17 protein-coding genes, 1 tRNA gene and 2 pseudogenes are annotated in these 17,422 nt (G+C 38.5%); 8 read left to right on the top strand and 12 right to left on the bottom strand.

Annotation, left to right across the window (positions count from 1 at the left end):
• Position 1: 1 nt before the first annotated feature.
• The 3 genes from ACOWPH_RS03435 to ACOWPH_RS03425 all read left to right on the top strand — a co-directional run bounded on the left by ACOWPH_RS03435 (position 2) and on the right by ACOWPH_RS03425 (position 1,218).
• Positions 2-415 (top strand): hypothetical protein, encoded by a 414-nt coding sequence (locus ACOWPH_RS03435; protein ID WP_096713159.1) that lies wholly within the window; start codon positions 2-4, stop codon positions 413-415.
• A 20-nt stretch (positions 416-435) separates the two neighbouring features.
• A complete protein-coding gene (locus ACOWPH_RS03430) occupies positions 436-624 on the top strand; it encodes an RNA 2'-phosphotransferase (protein ID WP_096713160.1) in 189 nt (62 codons plus the stop codon).
• Positions 625-945: 321 nt separating this feature from the next.
• The gene (locus ACOWPH_RS03425; RefSeq protein ID WP_096713161.1) at positions 946-1,218 is read left to right on the top strand and encodes a GlsB/YeaQ/YmgE family stress response membrane protein; all 273 of its coding nucleotides are present in this window, start codon (positions 946-948) and stop codon (positions 1,216-1,218) included.
• 107 nt (positions 1,219-1,325) lie between these two features.
• On the opposite strand, the gene ACOWPH_RS03420 is transcribed toward ACOWPH_RS03425, so the two are convergent.
• From ACOWPH_RS03420 to ACOWPH_RS03410, 3 genes are all read right to left on the bottom strand, one after another.
• The gene (locus tag ACOWPH_RS03420) at positions 1,326-2,093 is read right to left on the bottom strand and encodes a ChaB family protein (protein WP_096713189.1); all 768 of its coding nucleotides are present in this window, start codon (positions 2,091-2,093) and stop codon (positions 1,326-1,328) included.
• A gap of 37 nt (positions 2,094-2,130) precedes the next feature.
• Positions 2,131-2,667: a Dps family protein gene (locus ACOWPH_RS03415; RefSeq protein ID WP_096713162.1), complete on the bottom strand. Its 537-nt coding sequence runs from the start codon at positions 2,665-2,667 to the stop codon at positions 2,131-2,133.
• A 203-nt stretch (positions 2,668-2,870) separates the two neighbouring features.
• Positions 2,871-3,236 (bottom strand): hypothetical protein, encoded by a 366-nt coding sequence (locus ACOWPH_RS03410; RefSeq protein ID WP_096713163.1) that lies wholly within the window; start codon positions 3,234-3,236, stop codon positions 2,871-2,873.
• A 250-nt stretch (positions 3,237-3,486) separates the two neighbouring features.
• Between ACOWPH_RS03410 and ACOWPH_RS03405 the strand changes: the two are divergent.
• A pseudogene (locus ACOWPH_RS03405) lies at positions 3,487-3,597 on the top strand (polysaccharide deacetylase family protein); the annotation flags it as partial.
• Positions 3,598-3,599: 2 nt separating this feature from the next.
• On the opposite strand, the gene ACOWPH_RS03400 reads toward ACOWPH_RS03405, so the two are convergent.
• From ACOWPH_RS03400 to ACOWPH_RS03390, 3 genes are all read right to left on the bottom strand, one after another.
• Positions 3,600-3,995, bottom strand: coding sequence for an alr0857 family protein (locus ACOWPH_RS03400; RefSeq protein WP_096713164.1), 396 nt, complete (start codon positions 3,993-3,995; stop codon positions 3,600-3,602).
• 16 nt (positions 3,996-4,011) lie between these two features.
• Entirely contained in the window at positions 4,012-4,530 is a 519-nt protein-coding gene (locus ACOWPH_RS03395; RefSeq protein WP_096713165.1) for an HNH endonuclease, read from the bottom strand.
• An 81-nt stretch (positions 4,531-4,611) separates the two neighbouring features.
• The gene (locus tag ACOWPH_RS03390) at positions 4,612-4,848 is read right to left on the bottom strand and encodes a hypothetical protein (RefSeq protein WP_250855131.1); all 237 of its coding nucleotides are present in this window, start codon (positions 4,846-4,848) and stop codon (positions 4,612-4,614) included.
• 83 nt (positions 4,849-4,931) lie between these two features.
• On the opposite strand from ACOWPH_RS03390, the gene ACOWPH_RS03385 reads away from it, so the two are divergent.
• Both ACOWPH_RS03385 and ACOWPH_RS03380 read left to right on the top strand, forming a co-directional pair.
• On the top strand, positions 4,932-5,267 hold the full coding sequence (locus ACOWPH_RS03385) for a hypothetical protein (RefSeq protein WP_096713167.1): 336 nt from the start codon (positions 4,932-4,934) through the stop codon (positions 5,265-5,267).
• 803 nt (positions 5,268-6,070) lie between these two features.
• Positions 6,071-8,080, top strand: a complete 2,010-nt coding sequence (locus ACOWPH_RS03380; RefSeq protein ID WP_015214006.1) for a GAF domain-containing protein — start codon at positions 6,071-6,073, stop codon at positions 8,078-8,080.
• Between the two features lie 72 nt (positions 8,081-8,152).
• Here ACOWPH_RS03380 and ACOWPH_RS03375 read toward each other — a convergent pair whose 3' ends face one another.
• The gene (locus ACOWPH_RS03375; RefSeq protein ID WP_015214005.1) at positions 8,153-9,826 is read right to left on the bottom strand and encodes an ABC1 kinase family protein; all 1,674 of its coding nucleotides are present in this window, start codon (positions 9,824-9,826) and stop codon (positions 8,153-8,155) included.
• A gap of 779 nt (positions 9,827-10,605) precedes the next feature.
• Positions 10,606-10,678, bottom strand: a tRNA-Glu gene (locus ACOWPH_RS03370).
• A gap of 419 nt (positions 10,679-11,097) precedes the next feature.
• On the opposite strand from ACOWPH_RS03370, the gene ACOWPH_RS03365 reads away from it, so the two are divergent.
• Positions 11,098-13,029, top strand: a complete 1,932-nt coding sequence (locus ACOWPH_RS03365; RefSeq protein ID WP_015214004.1) for a cation:proton antiporter — start codon at positions 11,098-11,100, stop codon at positions 13,027-13,029.
• Here ACOWPH_RS03365 and ACOWPH_RS03360 read toward each other — a convergent pair.
• Positions 12,981-13,631, bottom strand: a complete 651-nt coding sequence (locus ACOWPH_RS03360; RefSeq protein ID WP_015214003.1) for a cytochrome b N-terminal domain-containing protein — start codon at positions 13,629-13,631, stop codon at positions 12,981-12,983. The two genes, ACOWPH_RS03365 and ACOWPH_RS03360, sit on opposite strands and share 49 nt — an antisense overlap.
• 347 nt (positions 13,632-13,978) lie before the next feature.
• Here ACOWPH_RS03360 and ACOWPH_RS03355 point away from each other — a divergent pair, with 347 nt between their 5' ends.
• On the top strand, positions 13,979-15,382 hold the full coding sequence (locus tag ACOWPH_RS03355; protein WP_015214002.1) for a hypothetical protein: 1,404 nt from the start codon (positions 13,979-13,981) through the stop codon (positions 15,380-15,382).
• 94 nt (positions 15,383-15,476) lie between these two features.
• Here ACOWPH_RS03355 and petJ read toward each other — a convergent pair whose 3' ends face one another.
• The 3 genes and pseudogenes from petJ to psbV form a co-directional block, all read right to left on the bottom strand.
• Positions 15,477-15,851: a cytochrome c6 PetJ gene (gene petJ / locus ACOWPH_RS03350; protein WP_042464787.1), complete on the bottom strand. Its 375-nt coding sequence runs from the start codon at positions 15,849-15,851 to the stop codon at positions 15,477-15,479.
• Between the two features lie 280 nt (positions 15,852-16,131).
• Positions 16,132-16,552 (bottom strand): annotated as a pseudogene (petE, locus tag ACOWPH_RS03345) (plastocyanin).
• A 285-nt stretch (positions 16,553-16,837) separates the two neighbouring features.
• Positions 16,838-17,329 (bottom strand): photosystem II cytochrome c-550, encoded by a 492-nt coding sequence (gene psbV / locus ACOWPH_RS03340; protein ID WP_015213999.1) that lies wholly within the window; start codon positions 17,327-17,329, stop codon positions 16,838-16,840.
• Positions 17,330-17,422 lie beyond the last annotated feature (93 nt).

The following is a 17,422-nucleotide window of genomic DNA, read 5'->3' as shown; positions in this document are numbered from 1 at the left end:
GATGAATACAAAATCTACCTTGCAGTTCACAAAAGGAGCAATTCTGCGTTTAAGCCTTTTGTTTATGGCAATGATCGGGTTTGTTTTGTGGTTACAGCAGTCTGGTTCACTGGAAAATCCACAACTTTTAGAAACTCTTTACCGTCAGGGAAATTACATTGAAGCGGTATTATGGAGTTTATTTTCATTGGGGTTTATGATATATAGTTATAAACGAAATTGCCTCATTGCTAAACATAAAAATCAAATTACATCTGTAATTTTCCTATTGTTTGGGTTATCGGATATCATCGAAGTCCAAACTGGAGGCTGGTGGAAACCTTGGTGGCTGTTGCTCTGGAAATCAAGTTGTGTTATTGGCTTTATAGTTTGTTTTTGGGATTATTTAAAAATTCAGCATTCAAAAAATCATTAAATTATCTTTAATTATTAAAAATGACCAACTCTCGCTTAGTAAAAATTAGCAAATTCCTGAGTAAACAGCTACGCCATACACCAGAAAAAATTGGACTTAAATTAGCTCTTGGTGGTTGGGTTGTTGTTGATGAATTACTAACGGCTTGTACTAAATATAAATTTCCTACTAAATATTTGAATTTCACAGATATAGAACTTACGTATTGACAGAAAAAAGCAGATATTGAGTATGAGTTTCAGTCTCTTGTAGGGTGCGTTAAACTCAATAATTTGGCACAATTAACAGATTTTCTATATTTGACGCACTTTACTAATATACTATTTCAAAAGCCTGCAATCACCATTATCGTTGATTCATATCATGTCTAATTTGTATAGTGCGTAAGTCCTAAGATATTAAAGAACTAATTTTTTATTCTTTTGAAGTCTCCATTTATGAATTCAGCATTATTTTAAGTACCTCTTTTGATAGAAGTAGTTAGTACCTAAAATTAATAATCTATTTACAGGACTTAAACTGATTAAATTATGAACATTATTGCTTGGATAATTCTAGGACTTATTGCTGGAGCGATCGCTAAAGCTATTTATCCTGGTCGTCAAGGTGGAGGAATTTTAGCAACCATGGTTTTAGGGATGGTTGGCGCTTTTATTGGTGGAACTTTAGTAACTCTTTTAGAAACAGGAACATTTCAATTTACAGCGGCAACTTTGAGTATTCCTGGTATAATTGTGGCTATTATTGGCGCAATAGTTGCCATTTTTTTGTGGGGTTTATTTACTGGGCGTACTAGTTATTAGGTGGAATATTGCTAAAGCCAATATGATATAAAATAACCTTTAGTCAGTGATGAAAAGGTAATGAGTTTTACCCCACTACCTGTTACTAATTCTTTAATTGCCAGAAATTAAACTCTAACTTTTTCTTTGGACAAAATACCATTTTCGTCTTCATCAAATTGTAGATGAACCGCATCCCAACCGGCTTGTTCAGATGTAAATTCGTCGCTGGTTTCATTCAGTATGGCATTATATCGCTGAATGAATACTTGCTGCGCTTCTGGTGATAGATGAGCGCGAACTTCAGGAGATAAATCTTCTGGGCTGTTACATGGGCCAGGACAAGCATGAGCCAGAGTTTTATCACTTGTGTGAATTTCTTCAGCACCAGCACTTTCTAATAGCAATTGAAATTCACCTGTGCGATCGCTCGGAATTTCTGCCATTAATAAAAATTCTCCAGCCTGTAAGCGGGTTTGGTAAATTGCTGCTTTCTCTTCTGGCATTCCCATAGCCGTGAAAACTGACACTAAACCAGCACCTGCACTACCTGCGATCGCACCACTCGCAGCCCCCAATAACACAGCACCAATTGGCCCTGCTGCCACAATCGGTCCTACAAAGGGAATAAATAACACACCTACACCCGTCAGCAAGCTCAAGAAGGAACCAAACAAAGAACCAAATACTGCTCCTGTTCTCAAACCCCCTAGAATCACATCCCGCTTAGTAATAAAACCAGAAATTCGCGTTTCTGACTGGAAATTTCTACCCATTACCGAAATAAGATCTTTCGGTATACCTCTATCTAGTAAACGGCGAATTACATCATCAACTTGTTTCTGCTCTTTTAATACAGCCGAGATAGTGCGCTCTGCTTGATATCCTTCTGACACTTGTATTCTCCCTTTAATTGTTGTTGACAATCCTTGATTACACACCAACTGGAATTTTAGTTTTTGCTTCTTCTTGTCTATCTGGTTCTAATGACTCCCCTTGAATAAATGAGCGCAGCATCCAAGCCATCTCCTCATGTTCTTCCATTAATTCAGTCAAAAAATCAGCAGAACCCTGATCATGAAACTCTTCACTACACCGATCTACATGACTTCTTAAATTGCGAATAACCTGCTCATGATCTTCCAATAATCGAGTTACCATCCCTGTTGCTGTGGGAATTTCACCACTATATTCTTTGAGAGTAGCAATCTTGATAAATCCTTCCATTGTGCCAGTTGGATAACCTCCTAACTTACGAATCCTTTCAGCTAATGCATCAATATTTTCAGTCAGTGATTCGTATTGTTCATCCCAAAGCTCATGCAAAGTGCGGAACTGCGGACCAACAACATCCCAGTGATACTTTTTAGTTTTTACTACTAGGACATAAGAATCTGCTAAATCTTGATTCAACAAATTCATCACACCGTAACGTTGTTCTTCCGTTAAGCCAATGTTAATTTTATTCATTAATTTCTTTGTCTATTAGTACTTAAATATAAGTTCTCATAATATCAACATAATCCACATCAATCAATGGGGATATTAATGTTTATTCCCTTCTATTTCTTTAGAAAGACTCTGATTTTTACCTAACTAAATAACTAAAAATATAACCCCAAGAAATAGGGTCAATAATAATGTGTGCATTGACCCTAAACCCTGAATAATATTTACTTATTACCGCCTGTAACTTTTTCCAAAAAACCTTCTACTTCCTGTTCTACTGAAGTTGCATTTTGTGAATTTCCGGGAGTTTTCATTTTGTCAATATCAGCATCTCCCTGAACTTCATTCAGCCCTCTCTTTGTCTTTTCTTGCGTTTCTTTCAGTCCTATCGGTGGAGATTTGGCCGCCTCATCCGTTTGACGTTGAGTTTCCAATAGTTGTGTTGTTCCTTCCGTCGCTTCACTTTGATAACTACTGATAGCTAAAGCAGGAGAAGCACTAAATAAGAATATGAAGGCACAGGCAAAAGCCATGAATATAAATTTGGATGCTAACTGCAATCTAGATATAGCAAAATCAAGAATCTTCATTTGATATTTTCGCGCTTTGTATTTCTATTACAGATTAATAAAAATAACCAGTTATTTCATCAATCTTCAGATATAATTTGCCTTAATCATGAATTAGATAAAATCACTCTTTAGATATAAAAAATGGTGTTTTCTATGTTCCGATTATTTTTATCTTCAAATGACTGGTTCCGATACACTAATTACCGTTTTAATGTTCATTTTAGCGATTAGATGACGGGATTAAGCTTACACACGGTCATCATCAAGCGATCGCACCAAAACGGTAAAAGCCTTGCCAGAAATCATCACCAGACTCAAACAGCAAGGCTACCGATTTGTCACACTTCCCCAATTGCTGGAAATGCAACGATCAAGGTGAAATCAACATTCAGCACTTTTGACAGCCGCATCAGCTTGAGCATCATTCCAAAGTTTGTTTAAAAAAAACTCAGTGCGATCGCTCATTGTCGTCACAAACACACCCACAGCATCATCTTCACCATCTGATAACCAAGAACCCCGCAAAGTGACTTCCAGATACTCAGCATCACAGGTAGACAGCGCGATGATTTCACCATCATTTCGTTGCACCTCAATCTTCAGCCTTTCTACTCCCGGTAAATCAACAGGAAGCAAAAAGGAAGCCGTGCTAGGTTCAAAATGTAGAGGTTGACCAATGCGTAGTGCCAAAATTACTCTTTGCGTCACCCATTCTTCTAGTGACAGAGTAAGACACTCTAAATTAAAGCTCCCTTCAGTGTAAATTAATTTCAGCATTCCTTATGCTCTCCTGTTATTCCAGGTTTGCTTGTATATCTATCCAGAACTGTTCAGCAAAATAAACCGCTGGGTGGACTGGTGCTTTTGGTTTGGTACGCAATTGCATTCCAGTTTCTGCGATCGCTTTATCGCCTTTACGAGAATTACATCTTTCACAGGCTGTAACTACGTTACTCCAAGAATGAGAACCACCTTTAGAACGCGGAATCACATGATCTAACGTCAGACGTTTATTAGTACCGCAATATTGACAACTGTGATGATCTCGTCGTAGTACTTCCCGCCGATTTACTGGAGGAACTTTCCACATCCTCTCAGCCGCAGCGATCTTCAACCGGATGTGCTTTGGTACAGATAACACTAAACTAGGTGAGTGAACTAACCATCCCTCTTCTGAGGAAAAGTCCAGTGGTTCAGCTTTATTCGTTACTAACAACACAATCGCTCGTTTAATATTGACCCGACACAGTGGTAAATAATTTTGAGAAAACACCACCACGGATTGCTCTAAAACTTGTATGGCGCTCGTCACAGCCCGACTCCTTATTAAAAAACCCCCGCTTCTGATCTGGTTGAAGCGGGGGTTAGAAATTGACCTGATATTTTTCTGGTCTTATTGCGGTACAGCATTTGTTCGCTTGTACCTCCCGCTTCTAGTATCTATTTGTGGTTTACTAATCAGCCCATCAAAACTGATATATCTAAAATCATTATTACCCTCTGTGTTCTGCCTTTGATGCTGGCTACCATCGGCCATAAATAGATACTCCACTCCCACAGCAGCAAATTCCCAACTGGCTTGACAATTGGCGAGATATGAGGAGATAGAGATGGGGTAAAAGGATTTCACAGAAAATTTCACCTATTGAACATTTCTTTAAACATACTACACTTGTATTACTATCCTGTCTATACCCATAAGGAGAAAAAATCATGCATACCATCGCACGCACCTCAACCACTGACATGGAAGTTACCAGCATCCGCTTGGAGCGCGAACTTAAAGATAAACTCAAGGAGATAGCTGGTAATCAAGGATATCAAGCCCTCATCCGAGATATCCTCTGGAATTATGTCCAGCAAAAATCAGGTGAATGGAAACCCAGATTTTCCCGTGCTGATATTCGAGCTAGTATATCGGCTACAGCCCAGCAAGAAGAGCGCTGTGTACTCACAGGCTCATTAATTCAAGCTCAACAGCCTATGTTATTAGCCCTAACTAAAAATGGCGATATGGTTCCTCTAAGTGTCGAGAGTCTGGCTGAGTAACGAGTGCGGAGGAAAACTTTCTACTGGTCAATGATTTCTGCCAGCCTACACCAATCCTGATACAGCAGATTGTAGATTAATGAGACTTCCGTGAGCGTCAGGGTTCGACTGACTTGTACTGTGCTTTGCCGTAAGTCCTGCGGACAAGGGAAGTAGCGCTCATGCCAAAATCCGATAGCGTGGCGTTAGCCATAGGGCTGACTCCGTTTGACTGAGGCTCACGGCAAAGCCTGAATTCTGTTGTATTTCAGTAAATGCAGCCTAGTTTTCCTAAAAGTAACTAGGTTGCGTTTTAAATTTGGTTTTGATTTATTTTTTTGGATCTGGCAACAGGTTTAGATAAATCAACTCGATAAACCCAGAATCACCAAAATTGTATTTCGTGGACTGTCACTAACATACCCAGTATTAACTCGGATACCAACTATGATATTTTTTGTGTAATTATAGAGAAATTACGGTTTATGTAAAGTTACAGACACGATATCCTAATCCTGAGGCTCTAAACTGATTCAACCTCAAAATGCTGATATATTAAGTGGCTCTTAGAATATGGGCAAAAAATTGATGCCTAATTATTACTAAAGGTAGAGAAGACTTGCCTTGCAGCCTCTTAGCAGTTTTTCAGTTATGAACCTGAATTCACTGCTTTATCCGCTAAGACCTAGATTGATACGGCTGTTAAAAAGACAGTAACTGAAATATAAATAATAAGATTTAACGGAAAATCTTTATAAATGACTCAGGATTCATCAGATTGTTAGCATTTTTGTATCGGATGATCATCCACTAGTGTACCAGTAATGAAAAAGCGTTTATTGTCATTCCCACAATACGTAAATGATGTAGAAAAACTACAAGAATACCCCGCCAAGCTGATGCAGCAACAGGAAAAAACAGGTCATGCTTTGGTGCAGGATATTAATCATATCATTGCCAATAGCGCAAATCCATCCTTGATGCTGCAAGAAATTGCTCACTTGCTGGGATTAGCATTTAAAGTAGATTGCTGCTGTCTGTTAGCTGTCACAGGTGATGAATCGGCTGAAATATCCACAGCTAATTGGTGTAGCGAAGAATATCTGGAATTATCACACTGCGACGAAATATTATCAATGGAACAGTTGATGATGAGTTCACCAGTTGTACAATGTGCTTCTGAACCATTGACTATTGATGATATTTCCATAAGTCAAAAAAATCTAGTAATTGGGTGTCAATCTTTATCAGTCCCGATTAAATCGGTGTTAGCAATTCCCACGCGATTTAATGAGCAACAGAATGGTATAATTATCCTGATAAAATTCCAACCTTATGATTGGAATGAATCAGAAAAACAATTACTAAAGGTAGTAGCGTTATCTTGTGCGATCGCTTTAGCTCAAATATCACAAATACATCTGCTCTCAACTCAAAAGCAGTATCTGCAAAAGACTAGCCAGCATCAAAGTTTAATTAAGCAATTAACTATACTAAGCCTTAGCAACTTGGAGTTTAATCAAATGCTCCAATTGGTGATTTCATCAACTGCTGAATCTTTAGAAGCAGATCGAGGTTTATTGATTTTATTGAAATACGCAGATCCAATGTTTAGGAATCGTCCAAAAAATCAAATTCCTAAAGCCAAAGCTACGGTAGTTGGCGAATGGAGTAAGACTAATAGCGTTTCTGCCACTGCTGTAGAAAAATTAGAGCAGTCTTTTTGGTTATCAGATTGTAGTTTATGCCAGCGTGTATTTGTAGAATCGGGGAAACCGATTATGATTGATAATTTTACAGAACCAAAAGATGATCGGCAACCAAATCAATTATTTGCCATTGAGGAGTTTCCTACCACACTGTTAATGCCATTGGAAAATCAAGGCAAAGTTTTAGGTTTTGTGGTTTTACAGCAAGAAACTGCTCGCAATTGGCAACCTGCGGAATTGAATTTGGTGGAAATGGTCTGCGCTCAATTGAGTAATGCCATAATTCAGTCGCAGACACTACGACAAGTCCAAAATTTGGTAGATGAACGAACAGAGCAACTGAAGCGGAGTTTGGAAGTACAGGCAAAATTATATGAAAAAACAAAGCAATATGTTGAGCAGTTACAACAATTAAATGAACTCAAAGATGAATTTGTGAGCAACATTAGCGATCGCTTGCGTTATCCCCTGACAAATATGCGAATGTCTATTCGTAACCTACGCTTGCCAGGAATTTCAGCAGATCGTCAATCTCGATATCTAGATATTCTAGAATCCGAATGTACCAAGGAAATTAACTTGATTAATGACCTACTGACACTCCAAAAACTTGAATCTCATAAAGAAGCACCACAATTTGAAAGTATAGATTTAAATACTAAGATTAATGAGTTTGTCACTGGTGTTGAAAAACAACTGACGGAGAAGGAATTAACTATCACCGTAGATTTACCCAAGGAGTCATTAACGCTCCAAACCGAAATTGAGAGTTTTGAGCGCATTTTGCAAGAACTTTTCACTAATGTCAGTAAATATTCAGAACGTGATACTGTTGTCCATTTACAAGTTAGTCACAAAGTCGAGGAAGAAGTTGATCAAGTTATTATTAAAGTGACTAATACAGGGCGTGGCATTTCACAAGAAGAAGCAGCCTACATCTTTGACAAGTTCCGTCGTGGTAAAGGACGTTGGATACCAGGTACAGGCTTGGGATTAGCCCTGGTAAAATCTCTAGTACAGCATTTGCAGGGTGCTATCGCTATTGAGAGTACTCCCATTACAGACTCCCCTCTCAGCGAAATTTGTTTTACCCTCACTCTACCTCAGTTTTCCCCACCAACTTAACCATATTCCCAACGGTAATTACAAAAAAATACAATGGGATTTTGACCGACAATAATGGGACACTTTAGCCAGCTACTTTTTACTCAATTTTTCTATTTTCTCGATAACTGCTAATTTCATTAGGGATTTAACTAATAAATATAGACAAAAACCACATACACAAAAAATAGCAATCGCCCAATTATTATACTTAGCAATCGTCAAAATTAATCCTGTCAACATACTAAATCCTGTTAAACAAGCATAAATTAAGGTTTTGACTGCTAGATAAATTCGTCTTAATATGCGATCGCTTTCAACATTTTTAACTCTTAATTGTAACTCTCCTCTTTCAACTCTTTCTTCTAATTTTTTAACTAAAACTTCAGTTTTATTCGGTTTTGTCAGTTGATATTGAAGAAAATCCCTTGCTTGTCTGCTTAATTGGGCGATAGAATTTCCTTTACCTTTTGTAGTTGCCAGGCTTTTGACAAATGATTGGGATGATGCTGTAGGATTGTATTTAGGATCTAAAGTCCTAGCAATACCATCTAATGTAGTTAAAGCTTTTAAAATAAATGTCATTTGAGCAGGTAGGCGAAATGGCTGCTGTTCAAACATTTCATAAAGTTCACTTTTTAACTCGCCTAATGCCCTAATATCTAAGGGTTTATCGGTGAACTTATCTAATAAAAATGTGATTAATCTTCTCACTGGAGTCATATCTGGGATAGGTTCAAGTAATCCCATACTCATGAGAGTAGTTACTACTTCATCACTATCCTTTTTTAACACAGCAAAAAAGGTTTTAATCATCTGATCTTTATCCAAAGTTCTGATTTCTGCCATCATGCCAAAATCATAGAATATGATACTACCATCTGGATTGACTGCCATATTCCCTGGATGAGGATCAACTTGGAAAAATCCATCTTGTAATAACTGTTTTAAATAACAACAAATACCCGTTTCATTGACCTTATTAATATTAATTCCACAAGCTTCTAAAGCGGCTTTATCATTTATTTTAATTCCTGGTCTATATTCTAAAGTTAATATCTTAGTTGTGGTATACTGCCAATATACTTTAGGCACAATAACACGCGGATATCCATAAAAATTCTCTCTAAATCTATCAGAATTTTTGCCTTCTTGAATATAATCAATTTCTTGAAACAACAAATTAAAAAATTCATCATAAATTGCTTCTAAATTATATTTTTTAACCTGAACAAAATATTTATTGCCAAACTTAATTAACTGTAATAATATCTTAAAATCCAACTTAAATAAAGTCTCTAAACCCGGACGTTGTACTTTGATAACAACCTCTTCGTTAGTGTATAATTTAGCTCTATGCACTTGACCTAAACTAGCAGCAGCCAAAGGATTCAATTCAAATTCTTGATAGATAAATTGTAAAGGTTTACCTAATTCTAACTCAATCATAGCGATCGCTTCTTGACTACTAAAAGCCGGAACTTGATCCTGTAAAGTTCCTAAAGCTTCCACATACTCTAAAGGTAATAAATCAGCACGAGTTGATAAAGTTTGACCAATTTTAATAAAAGTGGGGCCTAAATTAATTAAAGTATTAACCAACCACGTAGCCCGGTTTTTTTTATGTTCTAAAGAATCTTGGGGAAAAATACCATCCCACCAAAGAAATAACATAAATTTCCCCGCAGCCATAAAAATGTCGATTTTTCGAGATAAAGCCGAATATCTAGTTTTTTGCCAACGAAATTTTTGAGCTTTTGCTATCATAAATATCAACAAAAATAGTAAGCATTCAAGGGGTGTCAAGAAAACGAAAAACAACCCCAAAAAATAAATTCATAAAAATAGTGATTGACGCGCTTTATGTTCCATGTCGCTTAATTTATCAGATTTTGAGGGTAATTTTTGGCTCTTTCTTTACTACCCGCCTTAAATGCTTACACTGACAATGCCAATATCCATTATTTAACACTGCTTCACCAAAAATTTACGGCTCCTGCGTTTGTTTTATGGTACAGCATTATACTTCGCAAGGCCACAATTTGAGCTTTTGCTTAAAGGCGATATAGCAATTCCCAAGCTCATGAAATACACCCCACCCGCGCTGTCGCGCACCCTCCCCTTGCCAAGGGGAGGGTTGGGGAGAGGTAATTTTGTATCTAACTAGAGTGGGAAAGGCGATATAATGGATGTAAGAATGCAATCTATTACCTTCTCAAGTACAAAATCAAAGGTCTATAAGAAATCTCAAAACTCCAAAACCTATGATTGCTAAGGATTATAGCCTATAATCGAGTTTGATTTGTGATTAAACTCCATAAAATCAGGACTTACGCAAGATGTTACCGAAAACCTGATTCTTTCGTTGTGTTATGCGTAAGCCCTAAAAATGTAAGCAAGAACTAAACTTACTCTTATGGCGATTAGTCAACGTGCAAACGAATTAAGCATTGTGTATATCTATAGTTTAGAAAAAATTAGTTGTTAGGCAAAAAAGAAATCAACTAAACCCCTTCTACCTTTCTAATCTATACATACATTTAAAGTACCCCCAGGGGAATTCGAATCCCCGTTACCTCCGTGAAAGGGAGGTGTCCTAGGCCTCTAGACGATGGGGGCATTGGACTCAGACTTTTTATAAAGTAACGGATTTTTCAGAGATTGTCAACAAATTTGGCAAAAAATTTTGGACAGCATCTAAATCAGTAATAAATTGAAGGAGTCAGGAGGCTATCTTAGAGGGAGATTCAAACGCCACCTCTGAGATTGTGGAGAGGGACTTAAACCTTAAACCCAAATGGTCGTGGCAAAAAGGCTTTATTCTATTAAAAATTTTTCCTTCTGCCTTCTGCCTCGCCCGAAGGCTGTTAAACAGAGCCTATTTGGTCGCCAACTAGCTAAAAAAGATGTACCATAGAGGACTAAGCACAAAAGAATCTCTTAATTTCTTAACGATGGGTGTGCTGTTGTACCCTGTAAAGTGAGTATTTATGATTCTTTACAAAGGATTTTGAAATCAATCTCTCAAAATCTACAACATGGAAGCATCTTTTGAAATTACCTTACAGATGGTGTTCACAGTCATTGCAGGCATTAGCGCCCAAGTAATGGCTGCATACCTCAAGCTGCCTAGCATCGTCTTATTACTTCTGTTAGGCATCCTATTAGGCGCTGATGGGATAGGACTATTACATCCGCACGTACTAGGAACTGGACTAGAAGTTATCGTCTCTCTAGCAACGGCAATTATCTTATTTGAGGGTGGACTCAAATTGGATTTGCGGGAGTTGAGCAGAGTTTCAGTCAGTTTGCAATTACTAGTCACCTTGGGAACGCTAATAACTCTCCTAGGTGGGAGTATGGCAGCTCACTGGCTGGGAGAATTTCCTTGGAATATAGCTTTTCTCTATGCTTCCATAGTCGTTGTTACAGGACCCACAGTTGTTGGTCCCCTACTCAAACAAATTAACGTAGATAGACAAGTGGCAACGCTGCTGGAAGGTGAAGGGGTTTTAATCGACCCAGTGGGAGCTATTCTTGCCTACGTTGTCCTGGATACTATTTTAAATGGTGATGCTGACCCTATTAACGCCATTATTGGTTTACTAATGCGTTTATGTGTGGGCGCTGCCATTGGGGGCGTTGGCGGCTACCTGATGAGTTGGATTTTTAAACGCGCTAATTTTCTCTCTTTTGAACTGAAAAACTTAGTAGTTCTAGCCGTACTGTGGGGTTTATTTACCCTAGCGCAAACTGTGAGGAGTGAGTCAGGAATTATGACTACAGTTGTTGCTGGTGCAGTATTTGCCAACTCATCAGTTCCTGAAGAACGGCTGTTGAAAAGCTTTAAAAATCAGCTGACAATTCTCAGCGTTTCTGTACTGTTTATCCTGCTAGCTGCTGATCTATCTATTGCCAGTGTATTGGCTTTGGGTTGGGGTAGTTTATTTACTGTTTTGGTATTAATGTTCGTTGTTCGCCCCATTAATATTCTGTTATGTACTTGGAACAGTAATCTTAATTGGCGACAGAAACTGTTTTTAAGTTGGGTTGCACCTAGAGGAATCGTTTCTGCCTCTGTGGCTTCTTTATTCGCTATTTCCTTGACCCAGCGAGGTGTTAATGGTGGTGATGCGATTAAAGCCTTGGTGTTCTTGACAATTATGATGACAGTTTTTTGTCAAGGGTTAACGGCTGGCTGGTTAGTTAAGTGGTTGCGAATCACTTCTAAGGATGCAACTGGGGCGCTGATAGTTGGTTGTAATCCTTTGAGTTTGTTAATTGCCCGATTTTTTCAAGAACGGGGAGAAAGTGTGATCATGATTGATACTGACTCCCAATATTTTGCTCAAGCTGAAGCTCAAAATTTGCGGGTAATTGCTAGTAGTGCGCTAGATGCAACAGTTTTAGAAGAAGCCGGAATTGCTTCTATGGGAACTTTTTTGGCGATGACTAATAATGGTGAGGTGAATTTTGTTTTAGCACAACGGGCTGCTGAGGAATTTAGTCCGCCTCGTGTTTTAGCAGTTTTTCCCCGTGATCCTCACAGTTCTAATTCAAATAGTAAGGTTGATCAGGCTTTTATATCCGATTTACCGATTAAAACTTGGCATGAGTATTTGAGCGATGGCAGGGTGAAATTGGGGACTACGACTTTAAATGAGGAGGAATTCGCTAGTCAGCAGGAGCATATACAGGAAAAGATTCGCAATGGGCTGTTAGTACCTTTGTTAATAGAACGGGAAGGTCGTCTACAGGTGATGTCCGCAAATCAAGATTGGGAAATTGGCGATCGCATTATCTACTTGTTACACGATTCTCGACCGAACCTGTTAAAACGCTTATCTGGTGCGAGTCAGTCTACACCCCTGTCTTTGGAAAAGTTAGCGGAGGTAGAAGAATTACCCACCGCTAAGTTGTCTCAACTTTCTGCTAGTGAGGTATCTGCTAATGAACTATCTAGTAATTGAAGTCCGCTGTGATCTTGAGACATTTCCCACTCTTGCCATAACAAGGCAGACAGATGTACTACAGCCAAAATGATGGTTGTAGTCCCAATTACGTAGCTGTGCAGGCTATAAAGATGTTGCACTGTTAGAGTGTTAATCGCCCCTCCACCAACTAAAATGTCTCGTAGTTGTCCACCAATGAAAGGAATTGATTCAATTGTGCCTAGCTCAATTTGAAATCTCCAGTATCCTAATTGATCCCAGCCAATCAGCATGGCTGTCCAGTTTAAACCAATGGCACTTAATGTCAAGAAAATTCCACTGATCCAAGCAGTCAGCCAACTCTGACGAAATTGCCGACCTAAAAACATGACGACGAGATTAATGAGTGCGATCGCAATAACAGCATTACCAGCAATTTCATGAGTTGTATAAAATAACCAGCCGTAGGGTACTTGTGTCTTAATCATCTGCACTGAATGATAAGCACCGCCTGCTGTTGGTTCGTAGTAAAAAGACAGTAAAACTCCCGTTGAGGTGTAAATGAGGCTCACAGTCAAAATTACGACAGATAAGATTGTCGCCAGTCGCCGCAAAAACCGATCAAATAAGGTAATTTGCATGGACAAACCTCTATATTTAATTAATTGTGTATTTATATAACAATTATAATCAATATTTTAATGAAACTTTAAATTATAATTAATTTAGGCAAAAAAGTAAAAACTTCAGATCACTTGAACCTTCCTGTTTTGAATGCCAATAATAAGAAGTTATTATTTGGTTAGAGGAACCCATCTCTGAAAGATGGCAATATAATCGAAAAAGATAAAATAGCTAGTAAAGCACGGCAGAAACGGCTCTGTAGTTAGCAAGAGACAAAAAATAGATTTGATCAGCGCTACAGTCTTCTATCTTCTGCCTTCTTAGACTAGTCAAATGCAACTGAGCCGAGTGAACGATAACAGCTATGTCTTACGTCTCCCTACTGAAAAATATACCAGAAATATTAAGTCAACCAACTGGGATAGCAGCTATAGCCTCTCTTGGCATCCATGGTGCTATTGCCTTGATTGTTCCCTTAATGCCTGTTGACTCTAAATCTACAAAAACTGATTCATCTCAAGCGCAAGCGGTCGGATTAATGGAATTGAGTCCATCTGACCAAAGTCGGTTGCCACAAAATATCGATCCATCTCAAGTTGCATTACAAACCCCGCAATTGCCGCTACAACAGCAACTGCCTCCGGCAAACTTGAGCAGTCAATCAACAATAATGCCACCCTTGGAGCCTCCTTTATCTAGCCAGCAAGTACTGCCACCCATCCCTCAATCATCTGCCAACTATAATCTTTCTTACTTACCTAGAAGGCAACCCGTCCAGAGATTTGCTAGAAACGATTTTCGGACGCAAATTTCTAATTTTCGAGTTCCTAAAAGTACATTTTCTCCCTCAGCCTCTCCTTTTGTTGATGACCTAGATGCCAAAATTAAAGAAACTCAAGCACTGAATATCAATAGGTTGCCACAAGTTCAGGCAGATAGTAAATTTGCAGAACCGCTAAATAACCCATCTCCTGACCCGATTGATATTGGCGCTGGAACAACAGCATCGGGAATTTCTCAACCACAACAAATACAGTTGGGAGATAATGGAGTTCAAATTGCTGCAAATTCCCCGTCTTACCTGGCTGCTGAACAATCTTTACAAGGTAGAGGTGAATTAGCATCAGCACCAAGAGGCTTAATGCCATCCCCAGAAACTACAACGAGGCAACAATCAGAACGGACTAACTTCAATCAGTCTGATTCACAAGTCCAAAAAAGGGAAGAGTTGTTGGCTAACCTCAACTCTTACAATGCCCTCAGAAAAACGATTCAGCAAGAATATCCCAACGTTAAAGAACAAGCAGTCATTCGTGAAACTATCTCGACAGACCAACGAGGTATGGAAGGTACTGTCGTGGGTCGCTTGGTGATAGCTCCTGATGGTAAGGTTTTAGATATCAAGTTTCAAGATCGGTCAGTATCTCCTCAACTGCAATCGAAAACTAGAGAATTTTTTAGCGCTAATCCACCTAAAGTTTTCAAGCAGACTAGTTCTTATCCGTTCCAATTACGGTTTCAGAAAAATAACGATAGCAATAATACTCAGGAAACAACTGTAAAACTCCAGCCTTCACAGAATCAAGATTCTCAACCAGAAATCAGAAAAAATCAGTCGAATGCTCAATCTGTGGTAATTCCCAACCCTTCACCGGTATCCGTTGGGGAAAATCAGCCTACAGTCTCTACGCAATCTACTCAAAAACTGATCCAAAATTTACGTCAAATTAAGGAAGAAAGACAAGAAAAGTCAAATAAAGAACAATAAAATTATGGTGGTAAGGCTGCCGCTATAAACGCGAGTAGCCTTTGTATTACTTAAATTCCGCGGTTATAGGATCATTCATGGCTGAACACTCAGTCTACTCGTTGTTCCAGCCTTTTTCAGCTTTTTGGAAAACATAAGCTGCTGTTTCTATCATTTCTTGATCGCTCAACTTGTTTTTGAAGCTGGGCATAGCCCCTTTTCCGTTTTGTATTTGGTGGATAATAGCCTGGATAGGTTCAGTATCATAATTTTTTAAGTATTTTGCTAATGCTTCCTTTTCTAAAGTTTTGTGTTCGACCAGAATGTTATTGCCTCCAATATGGCAAGAAGCACAGTTAGCGTTAAAGATTTCTCTCCCTTTAAATGTTTCTGTTGCTGAGGCTGGATAAATAATTATTGAGTTAAAAAGGACGATGCTTGCGGCAAGCCAAGCGATCGCTAAAAATAAAATTAGTAACCGTATTTTCAAGAAACTTTCCTCGCACCAGTATTCTGCCACCGCACAACTGTTGCTAGTAAATATATCTAGGGCTAATAGCAGCCTCAAATATTTAGTTACATCTCCAGTTATTAGCTATTACGTATAATATAATACGAAATTCCCTTGGTTGAAAATTTGCAAAAAATTAGCGGTAACTAGCTTATCCCTCCATAATTACCTGGGGATACAACTTGTTACCGCTTCTTATCAAGAGTTTGTGCCACTTATAAGCGAAACAAAATTATCTGATGTTCAGGCAGAAATTTGTTTAGCCTTCAACAATGATTTTACCAGCCATACCAGCACCACGGTGAGGAGTGCAATAGAAATTGTATTCACCAGCAGGTGCATCTGCGGCAAAAGTTGTTGTTACTTTCTGTCCAGGATTCAACAGCAATTTATTGTGAGATAGGGATGCAGCTAAAGCTTTATCTTGAGCAGGGGTTTTTGGCAGGATCAAAAACAACATTATGGGGAGCAAGTTTGTTGTTAACCCATTCAATTGTGTCACCTGGTTTAACTGTCAATTTACTAGGTTGAAATTGTAACAATCCTTTGTCACTACCCAATTTGACTTGATATGTTTCAGCAGATGCAGTGGGAGCAAAAACAGCAAAGCTGCTTACAACTAAAATAACGGTCAATACAGCTAGAGTTAAGCGTCTCCAACTGGCTGCAATTAATTTCATGGCTTTCTCCTGAGATATAGTTTTATTTTCCTGTTCCCATTTTAAATACAATCAACACCAAATATGACAATCTGTCATAGATGAATTTTTTTTAAGCCAAAAGACAAAGTTCCCAGTCCTGCTTCCAGAGAACAAATTCAAGCAAAAACCGAAATCATCTGTAATTAAATGATGAAGGTTGTGCTTAAATGCACTCAAGTATCACGGCTGGGAACTTAGATTTTTTATACTCAGGGCAATGTTATTGCCCTACTTCACTTGTGACGGAGGCTAACCAGGAGAGATTTAGTAATAAATTTTACCACCGCCCCATCTTGTCCCAACAACTTTTGGTTGAATGAGAATGTGACCTGCGATCGCTTTTAAGTCATCATCGGTCAGGTTTCTCATTTCTGTAAAGATATCAGCGCTCTTAATACTGGGATGTATTTCAGAAATTTCTTCTTCACCGTCGTAGGTTGTAGGATTTTTCATGTAGTCTACTAACCCTGCAATGTTGTCACGTTTTGGTGTAGCCCCTGCCAAAGCTTGTGGTTCTAATCCCACGTTTTGGTTAGTCTTAGTTACGCCCCCAGCATGACATTGAGCGCAAGTATCATTAAATAAGCGTTTACCTTTTTCCAGTTCTTTGACGCTGATGACAACAGTACTGCCTTGTTCATTCAATGGCACTGTGCGGATCGCTTTATCCACTTCCACCGCTGTTGCACTACCGACAAGCATCTGAAAAGTTAGCAAAACAGTAATTACAACAACGCCAATTAGTCTTCTAAACATATTGCCCCTCTCAGTTTTTAATGCTCAACACAACTAAGACCCTAATAGTTCCAAAAGCATAGATATTTATCTGATGCTAAAAGTTTGCCGGGT

It is taken from the genome of Anabaena sp. PCC 7938, from assembly GCF_049315035.1.
Classification (GTDB): domain Bacteria; phylum Cyanobacteriota; class Cyanobacteriia; order Cyanobacteriales; family Nostocaceae; genus Anabaena; species Anabaena cylindrica.
The sequence above is the reverse complement of the archived record's forward strand: the minus strand, read 5'-3'. Positions and strand labels throughout refer to the sequence as shown.

Coding starts and splice junctions, on each gene's coding strand:
- ACOWPH_RS03360 (WP_015214003.1), bottom strand. CDS start 13,631: ATGCAAATTACCTTATTTGATCGGTTTTTGCGGCGACTGGCGACAATC.
- ACOWPH_RS03365 (WP_015214004.1), top strand. CDS start 11,098: ATGGAAGCATCTTTTGAAATTACCTTACAGATGGTGTTCACAGTCATT.
- ACOWPH_RS03380 (WP_015214006.1), top strand. CDS start 6,071: ATGAAAAAGCGTTTATTGTCATTCCCACAATACGTAAATGATGTAGAA.
- ACOWPH_RS03425 (WP_096713161.1), top strand. CDS start 946: ATGAACATTATTGCTTGGATAATTCTAGGACTTATTGCTGGAGCGATC.
- psbV (WP_015213999.1), bottom strand. CDS start 17,329: ATGTTTAGAAGACTAATTGGCGTTGTTGTAATTACTGTTTTGCTAACT.
- ACOWPH_RS03400 (WP_096713164.1), bottom strand. CDS start 3,995: ATGCTGAAATTAATTTACACTGAAGGGAGCTTTAATTTAGAGTGTCTT.
- ACOWPH_RS03415 (WP_096713162.1), bottom strand. CDS start 2,667: ATGAATAAAATTAACATTGGCTTAACGGAAGAACAACGTTACGGTGTG.
- ACOWPH_RS03375 (WP_015214005.1), bottom strand. CDS start 9,826: ATGATAGCAAAAGCTCAAAAATTTCGTTGGCAAAAAACTAGATATTCG.
- ACOWPH_RS03430 (WP_096713160.1), top strand. CDS start 436: ATGACCAACTCTCGCTTAGTAAAAATTAGCAAATTCCTGAGTAAACAG.
- ACOWPH_RS03355 (WP_015214002.1), top strand. CDS start 13,979: ATGTCTTACGTCTCCCTACTGAAAAATATACCAGAAATATTAAGTCAA.
- ACOWPH_RS03435 (WP_096713159.1), top strand. CDS start 2: ATGAATACAAAATCTACCTTGCAGTTCACAAAAGGAGCAATTCTGCGT.
- ACOWPH_RS03385 (WP_096713167.1), top strand. CDS start 4,932: ATGCATACCATCGCACGCACCTCAACCACTGACATGGAAGTTACCAGC.
- ACOWPH_RS03410 (WP_096713163.1), bottom strand. CDS start 3,236: ATGAAGATTCTTGATTTTGCTATATCTAGATTGCAGTTAGCATCCAAA.